This is a genomic window from Pseudomonas sp. FG86, assembly GCF_057808775.1.
This window is the reverse complement of sequence record NZ_JBMDIS010000033.1, coordinates 55,377-65,656: the sequence shown is the minus strand read 5'-3', so window position 1 is coordinate 65,656 and position 10,280 is coordinate 55,377. Positions and strand designations below refer to the sequence as shown.

At 63.4% G+C, this 10,280-nt stretch carries 9 protein-coding genes; 1 reads left to right on the top strand and 8 read right to left on the bottom strand.

Going from position 1 to position 10,280, the window contains the following annotated elements; all coding sequences use genetic code 11:
* Positions 1-156: 156 nt before the first annotated feature.
* From maiA to hmgA, 3 genes are read right to left on the bottom strand one after another with little or no spacing between them, the layout of a single operon-like run.
* Positions 157-792 carry a maleylacetoacetate isomerase gene (gene maiA, locus ACODSV_RS20580; RefSeq protein WP_069075311.1) on the bottom strand — a complete coding sequence of 212 codons (636 nt, stop codon included), beginning with the start codon at positions 790-792 and terminating at the stop codon, positions 157-159.
* A gap of 12 nt (positions 793-804) precedes the next feature.
* Positions 805-2,091 (bottom strand): fumarylacetoacetase, encoded by a 1,287-nt coding sequence (gene fahA, locus ACODSV_RS20575; RefSeq protein ID WP_150056010.1) that lies wholly within the window; start codon positions 2,089-2,091, stop codon positions 805-807.
* 3 nt (positions 2,092-2,094) lie between these two features.
* On the bottom strand, positions 2,095-3,378 hold the full coding sequence (gene hmgA, locus ACODSV_RS20570) for a homogentisate 1,2-dioxygenase (protein WP_150056011.1): 1,284 nt from the start codon (positions 3,376-3,378) through the stop codon (positions 2,095-2,097).
* Between the two features lie 119 nt (positions 3,379-3,497).
* On the opposite strand from hmgA, the gene ACODSV_RS20565 reads away from it, so the two are divergent.
* Positions 3,498-4,277, top strand: coding sequence for an IclR family transcriptional regulator (locus ACODSV_RS20565; RefSeq protein WP_024073592.1), 780 nt, complete (start codon positions 3,498-3,500; stop codon positions 4,275-4,277).
* A 1-nt stretch (position 4,278) separates the two neighbouring features.
* Here ACODSV_RS20565 and dacB read toward each other — a convergent pair whose 3' ends face one another.
* From dacB to ACODSV_RS20540, 5 genes are all read right to left on the bottom strand, one after another.
* Entirely contained in the window at positions 4,279-5,724 is a 1,446-nt protein-coding gene (gene dacB / locus ACODSV_RS20560) for a D-alanyl-D-alanine carboxypeptidase/D-alanyl-D-alanine endopeptidase (RefSeq protein ID WP_150056012.1), read from the bottom strand.
* 148 nt (positions 5,725-5,872) lie between these two features.
* On the bottom strand, positions 5,873-8,290 hold the full coding sequence (locus tag ACODSV_RS20555; protein WP_150095153.1) for a TonB-dependent siderophore receptor: 2,418 nt from the start codon (positions 8,288-8,290) through the stop codon (positions 5,873-5,875).
* A gap of 109 nt (positions 8,291-8,399) precedes the next feature.
* The gene (locus ACODSV_RS20550) at positions 8,400-9,335 is read right to left on the bottom strand and encodes a glutathione S-transferase family protein (protein ID WP_150055224.1); all 936 of its coding nucleotides are present in this window, start codon (positions 9,333-9,335) and stop codon (positions 8,400-8,402) included.
* A gap of 76 nt (positions 9,336-9,411) precedes the next feature.
* The gene (locus ACODSV_RS20545; RefSeq protein WP_024073588.1) at positions 9,412-9,684 is read right to left on the bottom strand and encodes a GIY-YIG nuclease family protein; all 273 of its coding nucleotides are present in this window, start codon (positions 9,682-9,684) and stop codon (positions 9,412-9,414) included.
* 40 nt (positions 9,685-9,724) lie between these two features.
* Positions 9,725-10,195 (bottom strand): nuclear transport factor 2 family protein, encoded by a 471-nt coding sequence (locus tag ACODSV_RS20540; RefSeq protein WP_138816733.1) that lies wholly within the window; start codon positions 10,193-10,195, stop codon positions 9,725-9,727.
* Positions 10,196-10,280: the final 85 nt, after the last annotated feature.

The following is a 10,280-nucleotide window of genomic DNA, read 5'->3' as shown; positions in this document are numbered from 1 at the left end:
CTGCGCAGCCCAACGCGGGGCAAGCCCGCTCGCCACAACAAGCCCGCTCGCCACAACAAGCCCGCTCGCCACAGTGATATTGCTCGCTGTAAATGCAGTATCGGGCTAGCTATCAGTGATTTAGGGGCCACCAGTGCTCTATACAAGTCTCCAGCGTCATGGGGTATCAGGTTGGTTCGCCGGATGCGCCTGCACAAACGCCGGATGTTGCTCCGCCAACGCCGCCACTCGCCCGATGCGCGGGTACGCCGCCAGCGGTACCTTGAAACGCTGCGCCGCGTACAACTGCGGGATCAAGAACACATCCGCCAGCCCCGGCTGCTCGCCAAAGCAAAAACCCTGATCGCCAATCAACTGCTCGACGGCAGCCAGGCCCTGGCTGATCCAATGACCGATCCATTCCAGCACTTGAGCCTCGTCATGCCCCCACTGGCGCAGCAGGTTCTGGGTACTGGAGTTGTGCAGCGGGTGGATATCGCAGCCGATGATCGAAGCCACCCCGCGCGCATGGGCACGGGTCGCCAGGTCCTGCGCCAGCAGCGGCACCTGTGGATAACGTTCCTCCAGGTACTCGATGATCGCCAGGGATTGAATCAACAGCTCGCCGTCATCCGTGCGCAAGGCCGGCACACGGCCTTGCGGGTTGATCGCCAGGTACGCGGGCTGGTGATTGGCACCGCCAGGCGGCACCAGCAGGTTGACCGGTACAGCGCTGTAATCCAGGCCCTTGAGGGCCAGGGCAATACGCACCCGGTACGATGCGGTGGAGCGGTAGTAGGTATAAAGTTCCATTGCCCTGCCCCCCTAGCGCGCCGCAACCACCGTGCCACGGCATTCGCCAAACCCGATGGACGCAAAGCCTTCGCGGCTGCAGCGGGCGCGCAGGATGACTTCGTCGCCGTCCTCGAGGAATCGGCGCACTTCGCCGGAAGGCAGTTCGACCCCTTTCTTACCGCCCTCGGTCATCTCCAGCAGGCTGCCGAACTGCCCGGTTTCGGGCCCGGACAACGTGCCCGAACCGAACAGGTCACCGGCCTGCAACTGGCAGCCGTTGACGCTGTGGTGCGCCACCAATTGCGCGACGGTCCAGTACATATGCAGGGTGTTGCTCAGGGCCAGGCGATGGGCTGGCAGGTTGTGTTCGCGCATCGCGGCCGTGGTCAGCAGCACTTCCAGTTCGATATCGAAGGCGCCCGCCGCCTGGTCGCGTTGATCCAATAGGTACGGCAACGGTTGCGGGTCACCCTCAGGCCGCGCCGGTTGTGCCTTGCGAAACGGCTCCAGGGCTTCGGCCGTGATCACCCAGGGCGAGATGCTGGTGATAAAGCTCTTGGACAGGAACGGCCCCAGCGGCTGGTATTCCCAGGCCTGGATATCCCGCGCCGACCAGTCGTTGAGCAGGCAGAAACCGGCGATGTGGTCTGCCGCATCGCCAATGGCAATCGAATCGCCCATCGCATTGCCCTGGCCGATCCAGATACCCAGCTCCAACTCATAATCCAGGCGCGCGCAGGGACCGAATGTCGGCTCGGCCTGGCCGGCTGGCAAGGTCTGGCCTTTGGGACGACGCACGTCGGTGCCGGAGGGGCGAATGGTCGAGGCGCGGCCGTGATAACCAATCGGCACGTACTTGTAGTTGGGCAGCAAGGGGTTGTCGGGGCGGAACAATTTGCCGACATTCTGCGCATGCTCGATGCCGACGTAGAAGTCGGTGTAGTCGTTGATCTTCGCCGGCAAGTGCATCTGGCAATCGGCGGCGCGGTGCAGCACTTGGGCCTCACGCGCTTGCAGCGGGCTGCCCTCCCCCAGTAACTCCAACAGGCGCTCGCGCAGGGCTACGCGCGGGCCACGGCCCAGTTCGAAGAAGGCATTCAACTGTCCGCCGGCGGTGGCATCGACGGCGCGAAGCGCTTCGCCGTCAAACGCATCGCGCACGGCCAGCAGGTCGAGGATACAGTCGCCAATCGCCACGCCACTGCGCGGTGCCGAGCCATGGATACTGAACACGCCCAGCGGCAGGTTTTGCAGGGGGAAGTCGCGGTGACCATTGGCACTGGCGACCCAGCTGCGGGCAAGCGTTGGTTGCGTCATGGGTTATCTCCGGTTCGGGTTGAAGGTGGCGGGCAGCGAGGCCCAGCACGCGTCATAAGCGGGTTGCAGTTGCGGGCATTCCAGGGCGAACTGGGTCGGGCGCAGCACTTGGCTGGTCTCGAACATAAAGGCCATGGTGTTATCGATCTTGTGGGGCGCCAGCACGACATTGATGGCCTTGGTGCAGGTCTCGCCATCCGGGCCGTGGGCGCTCATGCAGCTGTGCAGCGATGCACCGCCGGGCAGGAAACCGTCGGCCTTGGCATCGTAGACGCCCTGGATCAGGCCCATGTATTCGTTCATCAGGTTGCGGTGGAACCACGGCGGCCGGAAGGTGTTCTCGGCCACCATCCAGCGCGGTGGGAAGATCACAAAGTCGAGGTTGGCCAAGCCATGCACACTGGTGGGCGAGGTCAATACGGTGAAGATCGACGGGTCGGGGTGATCGAAGCTCACGGTGCCGATGGTGTTGAAGCGACGCAGATCGTATTTGTACGGCACATTGTTACCGTGCCAGGCCACCACGTTCAGCGGCGAGTGGTCCAGCTCGCAGGCCCACAGTTCACCGAGGAATTTCTGCACCAGGGTGGTGGGCTGCTTGAGGTCTTCGTAATGGGCGACGGGGCTCAGGAAGTCGCGGGGATTGGCCAGGCCATTGCTGCCAATCGGCCCCAGGTCCGGCAGGCGCAGCGGCGCGCCATGGTTCTCGGCGACGTAGCCACGCGCTTGCGCATCCAGCAATTCGACGCGGAACTTCAGGCCGCGCGGCAGTACGACGATTTCCAGCGGCTCAACCTCCAGCACCCCCAGTTCGGTGGCGATGCGCAAGCGGCCCTGCTCAGGCACGATCAACAGCTCGCCGTCGGCGTTGAAGAACACGCGCTCCATCGATCGGTTGGCGCGGTAGTGGTGGATGCTGATGCCCGCCGGTTTTTCCGACGCGCAATTGGCGACCATGCCGACAAGTCCCTCGATAAAGTCCGTCGGCTCGCTCGGCAGCTCCAGCGGGTTCCAGCGCAGGCGATTGGGCGTGACCGCCCCCAGCGGGCCACCGGCCAATTGCCGCTCCAGCTTGACGAACGCCGGGTGGTTGGCCGACGGCTGGATGCGGTACAGCCAGGTACGGCGCGCTTCGCTGCGCACCATGGTGAAGGCCGTGCCGGAAAACAGTTCGGTGTATAGACCGTAGGGCGCTTTTTGCGGGGAGTTCTGGCCGACGGGCAGCGCGCCGGGTAGGGCTTCGCTGGCGAATTCATTGCCGAAGCCCGAGAGGTATTCGAGGTTCATGGATCATCCTCTGGCGGAAGTTGTTTTTATCGTAATCCAGTTACGCATAACGTAATTTGATCACTGCCGACCGTCAAGCTATAAAGACGCCCACTCATCTCTCGGATTCCCGCCCCTCCATGGAAAAGCCCCGCGACACCGGTAAACAGAAAGTCCGCTCGGCCGAAGTGGGCACCGATATCCTCAAGGCCCTGGCCGAACTGTCGCCCTCCACCTCGCTGTCGCGCCTGGCCGAACATGTGCAGATGCCGGCGAGCAAGGTGCACCGCTATCTCCAGGCGTTGATCGCCTCCGGTTTTGCCGAACAGAACACCGCCACCAACCATTACGGCCTGGGCCGCGAAGCCTTGCGCGTGGGCCTGGCCGCCCTGGGCAGTATGGACGTGCTGAAAGTCGGCGCCCTGCCCCTGGCCGAACTGCGCGACGAATTGAATGAAACCTGCTTCCTGGCGGTGTGGGGCAACCAGGGCGCGACCGTGGTGCAGATCGAGCCGGCGGTGCGCGCCGTGACGGTGGTGACGCAACTGGGCTCGGTACTGCCGCTGCTCAGCTCGTCCACCGGGCTGGTGTTCAGTGCCTTCCTGCCGTCGCGGGAAACCGTCGAATTGCGTGAACGCGAGATCGAGGCTGGCATCGCCCATGCCCTGGCCGACGACCAGGCTTATGCCCTCACCTGCGAACAGATCCGCCAGCGCGGCCTGCACTTTGTGCATGGCCTGCTGATGCCGGGGGTGGATGCATTGTCGGCGCCGGTGTTCAACGCGGTTGGCCAGGTGGCTGCAGTGATGACCGTGGTCGGCCCCACCTCACTGTTCCACGCCGACGAAGATGGCCCGGCGGCGCAGCGCTTGCTGGCGGCGACCCGGGCCGTGAGTTGGCGGATGGGCTACCAGCCCTGAGCTAGTCGTGCCACTGGGCCAGGGCAAGTGCCAGGCGGTTCTCGAGGGCGCGGATGGGGGCTGCGTCGCTGATGTAGTTATTGCTGATCATTGAAAACACCAGGCGCCGTCCCTCACTGTCGGTAATGTATCCGCTCAGTGATGACACACCGCCCATGGAGCCGGTCTTGGCGTGCAGGTTGTTTTCGGCGGCGGTGCCCCGCAGGCGATAACGCAGGCTGCCGCCGGTCATGCGCTCGGCATTGCCGGCAATCGGCAAGGCGTTGTACCAGGCGTCGAACCAGGATTGTTTCGAAGCGGCCAGCAACAGGTCGGTGAGATTTTGCGCCGACACCAGGTTGCGCCGCGACAAACCGGAGCCATCCACCTGGCTGAGCGTCGCCGGGTCCATGCCCTGGCGCTGCATAAACGCCGCGACTGCCGCCACGCCCGCCACCGCCGTGCCCGCATTGGAGGTTTTGCGGCCCATGGCCTTGAGCAGAGCTTCGGACATGTTGTTGTTCGAAAGCTTGAGCAGCGGCGTGATCAAATCTTGCAACGGCGCCGATCGATGCTCCGCCAACAGCGTCGCCGTCGCTGGGCTCACGCCCCCGAACACACGCCGGCCTAACACCTGGATACCCTGCTGCGCCAGCGCCTGCTCAAACAGATTGGCCACCAGTTGCGTCGGTTCCCACACACTCACCCACTGCCGGCTTTGCTTTCCCGGCGCCAGTGCACCGCTGAGTTGCAGCAGGTTGGTGCCGTGCTGGCGAGTGATGGCGTAGTTGTTGCCCGCGCCGCTCACCGCACGATTGCTGAGTTGCACATAGTCGGTGGCCGGGCTGATCGACACACTCACCGGCTGGCCGGCACTGAGCGGCGCCTTGGCGGTGACCAGCAAAGTGCCAGCATCAAAATCCGTATCGGGTGACACCGTCAGCGCCGAAATCTGCGCACCGTAGTAGGTGCTTTCGTCGTCCTGGGCCCAGTCGACGCCGAGGCGCTCGGTATCGAACCAGGTGTCATCGAACACCAAGTCACCCGATACCTGACGCACACCTTGGCTGGCCAACTGCGCGGCCAGGGCCTGGTAGTCGGCGAACTGCGTTGTCGGGTCACCCAGGCCACGCAGGTACAGGTTGCCGATCAGGCGCTCGCCCTGGCGGCGGCCGTCGCTCAACAGTTGCGTGGAAAACCGGTAGTCCGGCCCGAGCACGTCCATCGCCGCCGCCGTGGTCAGCAGCTTGAGGTTGGACGCGGGAACCAAGCGCGTGCGCGGGTTGTGCTGGTAGAGCGTGGTGCCGCTGCGGGCATCGCGCACCATGACGGAAACCGTGGAGCCGTTCAGGGCAGGATCGGCCAGCAGGTGATCGAGTGTTGATGGTGTGGAAGGCGGCGAAACACTCGCACAGCCCCCCAGTAAAAAACTCACGTACAGCAGGTGTAGCCATCGCCCAAAGTGCATCAGTACTGTGTTCCGCAAAGCCATTAGTGGCCGCAACGCTAACAGCTCCGTACTCCTGTGGCGAGCGGGCCTGTCGTGGCGAGTTGGCTTGCCACAACAAGCCTGCTAGCCACAACAAGCCTGCTAACCCCAACAAGCCCGCCAGGCTTTAGAACTCCAGGGTGCTGGACACCGACACCTGCCGCGCATCACCTATCGACACGAAATAGCGGCTGGCCGCCGAGGTGTAGTAGGTGCGGTCGAACAGGTTCTTCACGTTGAACTGGAACTTGACCTTCTGCCCGTCGATCTTGGTGTCATAGGTGGCAAACGCGTCGGCCACGGTGTAGCCCGGCAAATCGAAGTCGTTGGCGGCATCGCCTGCGCGCTCGCCGACGTAGCGCGCGCCGGTCCCCACCCGCAACTGGTCGCCACCGAAAATAGTGCCGAAGTCATAGGCCACCGACAACGAACCGGTGTGCCTGGCCACGTTTTGCAGGCGGTTGCCTTGCAGCGTCGGGTCGTTGTCCTTGACGTCTTCGGCGTCGGTGAAGGCATAGCTGCCGATCAGGCTCCACTTGTCGGTCAACTGGCCGCTGGCGTCCAGTTCCAGGCCACGGGAACGCACTTGCCCGGCAATGCTGTAGATCGTGTTGGCACCGGAGCCCACCGACACCAGCACATTGCGCTTGTCGATGTTGAACAACGCCACGCTGGCGGTCACACGCCCAGGTATGTCGAGCTTGGCCCCCAGTTCCCAGGACTTGGATTCCTCCGGCGTGAGGTCGCCGGTCAACGTGCTGCCATCGGCCAAGGCGGCGATGGTGGAGTTGGGTTTGAACGACTCGGTGTAGCTGCCGTAGAACGACAGCTCATCAGTGTAGCGATACACCAGGCCGGCCCGCGGCACCCAGGCCTGGCCATTGCCATCGGTGTTGGCCTTGAACGGCACGCCCTTGCCGGCGTATTGGTCATACATCTGGTAGCGCACACCGCCCACCAGAATCCACTGGTCGGTCAGGTGAATGGCGTCCTGGAAGAACAGCGAGTCGCTGCGCAACAGGTCGGTCTGGGCACTGTCGGCGGCGCTGACGGTGGTGCCCGCCACTTCGTTGCCATACACCGGGTTGTTGTAGTTGAACGTGCCGCGCGAGCTCTGGCGGATCAGGTCGGCACGGTAGATCTTGCGGTATTCGTCATCCAGGCCGAACACCAGGTCATGCTGCATGCCCAGCACATTCACCTTGCCTTCCAGGCTGGCCGTGGTGAAACGGTCGGTGCTGATCGCGCCCTGGGTGCCGTCCATTTTGCGGGTCAGGGTGCCATTGTCATTCACCGCGCTGACGCGCACTTGGCTGGCGTCGTAGGTTTCACGGTTCCAGCTGTAGCCGAAGTGCGCCTTCCAGTCATCGTTGAGGTCGTGATCGGCCTCGAAACGGTACAGGTCGGAACGGCCCTCCATGTTGTTGAACGGTTCGTCCAGGCGCCGTGTGGAGGGGATGTCCAGTGGGTGGTTGGACTTGTCGATCGCGGTGCCACGGTCGAACGGCGAGAGGAATTCACGGTGCTCGTAGGCGAACAGCAACTGGGTGGTATCGCCGTACCAGGCCAGGGACGGCGCCACCAGCGATTCGCGGTGGGTGCCGAAGTTGCGCCAGTAGTCTTCGTCTTCATGGTCGACGATCAAGCGATAAGCGAGGCCCGAATCACCAATGGGGCCGGTGGTATCGAGGTTGCCACCGCTGCCGTTCTTGCCATCGCCAAAGGTGGAACCGCGCACGGTCAGGGCCGTGGATTGGCTCAGCTCGGGCTTTTTGCTGACGATATTGACCACGCCGCCCGGGTCCTGGATGCCGTACAGCAGCGACGATGGCCCCTTGAGCACTTCAACGCGTTCTGCCGTGGCGTTCAGCGCGCGGCCCTGCACCACCGGCATGCCGTCTTGCATGATTGAGCCGTTACGGTTGTCGCCAAAGCCACGCAACATCACCGCGTCCTGGGTGCTGGCCAGGGTGTTGGCCTGGGTGATGCCGCTGATATTGGCCAGGGCGTCATCCAGGTTGCGCGGGGTCTGGTCGCGCAACACTTGGGCGGGTACGACGTTGACGGTCTGCGGGGTTTCCAGCAGCAAGCCATGGGAGCGCATCACCGAGCTGGTGGGCGGTGGCTGGTAGCTGGTGCTGTCCTGGGCCTGGCCGACACCGCTGATGGTGGTCGCGCCGAGGTTCACCGCGCCTTCGGTGGGCACCGGCTCCAGGGCCAGGGTGCGCGCGTCGATCTGGCGGAAGGTCAAGCCGGAGCCGCCCAGCAAGCGTTGCAGGGCCTGGGTGGCGCTCATCGGCCCACTGACCGCCGGGGCGTTGAGACCATAGGGGGCTTCATCGGTGTAGATCACGCTGATGCCGGTCACCCGGCTGAAATCGCTCAGCGCCTGGGGCAGCGGCTTGGCGGCCTGGGCAAAGTTGAACTGGGCGCTTTGCTGCTCTTGCGCCTGCGCCACGCCCAAGGGCAGCAACGCCAGCCCAGACACCGTCAATACCGAGGCTCCCAGCCACTGTTTTACCCAACCGCCCGCCGTCGACTTCATGCTGTGAGAACCCGTGTAGAAAACGCTGTTAATGCGAATAGATCGCAGTTTCAAGCACTACACGGATGGGCTGTCGAAAGACCTCACATTTATTTTCAGATTTTTTTGTTTATTGCGCCTGAATGCGGAAACCCATGCGTGGGAAATGCACATGCACGGTGCCAGCGCGTTCATCGGTACGCCGCAGGATCAGCTCTTCGCGCCCGACAAACAGCAGCTCGCCGGCCACCGGGTCAACGCCATAATCGGTTGCGCTGATCGTCACCGGCTGCCCGGCCTTGAAACCATTCAGGTCGTCGAACAGCTCATCGGGCAGTGCAGCTGGCGTGGCGTTTCGCGCCACCTCCAAGGCTTGCTCGGCACTCATCTCACTGGGGGTGCCATGACCAACGCTCAGCACCCGCTCCAGCCAGGCCGCGACAGCGGGGTACGCGTCCACCAGCGGCGCCGTCACCGTCGAGCCTTTGAGGAACCACAGCGGATGGGCCAGGGCGAAGTCGGCAATCGAAGGCTCACCGAACAGGAAATCCCCCACCGCGTGCTGCAACTGCTGCTCAATCCGACCGGCCAGCGCCGGCCATTGATGCAAGGCCACATCCAAGGACACCCGGGTCGCACTGCCACCGCTGAACAGTTTGCTGCGGTCGTCCACCAGCACCTGGAGCAGGTGCGGCGGCACCTTGGCAAACTTGACCGCCAGGGACTCAGGCTGGAACACCAGCGCCACGGCATGGGCGAATACCACCGAATCGGCCCAGGCCGCAAAGCCCTGGGTGACCAGTTCCAGGCCCTGGGGAAACAGCGTCGGTGCCACTTTTTCCTGCTCCAGGCGGCGGGCGATCAAGGCGGTGTCGCAGTAAATATCGGCGCCGACCTGCAACACCGGCGTCTTGCGATAGCCCCCGGTCAAGGCGGTCAAATCAGGCTTGGGCATCACCGGCGCGATAAACACCGAGCGCCACGACAAACCCTTGAACCCCAGGAGCAAGCGGGCTTTTTCAGCAAAGGGGGACTGCGGGTAGTGGTGCAGGATCAACTCGGACATGCCAGGCTCCGTTCAATGGAATGAACCGCTAGCTTAGCCTGCAAAACCGCACCTGGGGCCGATGGGAACCCATCAGTCAAATCAATGAACCACTCGCGGCCAGGCACTCCTTGGCACTTTTCTTCAGCTTCTTGATCAGCCGTTCCTGGCGCAGCGCCTCGCCCTTGCTCGCGCATTGCTCGGTGTACACCAACGCCACGGCGGGGCTGGACAAAAAGAACCGCGCGCCCTTGCCGCTTTGATGAGAAGCAAAGCGGCGCACCGGGTCGTTGCTGATGCCGCAATAGAGTGAGCCATTGGCGGCACGCACCAGGTACACGAACCAGGGTTTGGCTTGAGTGGGAGTCATCACGAATCGATTTCGGCAAACCAGAAGAACGCTGATCTTATCAACGACCGGCCTGGAATGCCTTCAAGCCTTTGAGCGCCTGGGCGCGCACCGCGTTTTTCAGTGCCGGCGACCAGCCCAGCAGCAGCCCCTTGAGGCCCAGGGCCTGGCGCGACCAACGCCACAGGTCGAAATGGTCGTGGTGCTCGCAGATCTTGCCATCGCGAAACACAAACCGCGCGCCGATGTCGTTGACCACTGTGTTGCCGGTCGCGCTGAACAGGTAAGTCGCCACCCAATGCGCGCTGCCGGTGCGGTCATCGCTGCGCACATGGTCGAACGTCAGGGAAAAGTCCTTGGCCCGCGTGGTGAGCATGCGCCACATATCCCCGGCATCACGCCCGCGCAACTCGCCGAACGCCGGGTCGCTGAAGACCACGTCGTCGGTGTAGCAGGCGGCCATGGCTTCGGCATCCAGGCGCTGGAAGGCACTGTAGAACTCGGTGATCAGGGCGTTATGGGCATCACTCATGGGGCGGGCTCCGCTGGCGTCGAAAAGATAGGCGCACGATAAGCCGCCCGCGCTGCCAAGGCTACTGACATTCGCCACGCAAATG

Coding starts and splice junctions, on each gene's coding strand:
- ACODSV_RS20540 (WP_138816733.1), bottom strand. CDS start 10,195: ATGAGTGATGCCCATAACGCCCTGATCACCGAGTTCTACAGTGCCTTC.
- fahA (WP_150056010.1), bottom strand. CDS start 2,091: ATGACGCAACCAACGCTTGCCCGCAGCTGGGTCGCCAGTGCCAATGGT.
- ACODSV_RS20555 (WP_150095153.1), bottom strand. CDS start 8,290: ATGAAGTCGACGGCGGGCGGTTGGGTAAAACAGTGGCTGGGAGCCTCG.
- ACODSV_RS20565 (WP_024073592.1), top strand. CDS start 3,498: ATGGAAAAGCCCCGCGACACCGGTAAACAGAAAGTCCGCTCGGCCGAA.
- maiA (WP_069075311.1), bottom strand. CDS start 792: ATGGAACTTTATACCTACTACCGCTCCACCGCATCGTACCGGGTGCGT.
- dacB (WP_150056012.1), bottom strand. CDS start 5,724: ATGCACTTTGGGCGATGGCTACACCTGCTGTACGTGAGTTTTTTACTG.
- hmgA (WP_150056011.1), bottom strand. CDS start 3,378: ATGAACCTCGAATACCTCTCGGGCTTCGGCAATGAATTCGCCAGCGAA.
- ACODSV_RS20550 (WP_150055224.1), bottom strand. CDS start 9,335: ATGTCCGAGTTGATCCTGCACCACTACCCGCAGTCCCCCTTTGCTGAA.
- ACODSV_RS20545 (WP_024073588.1), bottom strand. CDS start 9,684: ATGACTCCCACTCAAGCCAAACCCTGGTTCGTGTACCTGGTGCGTGCC.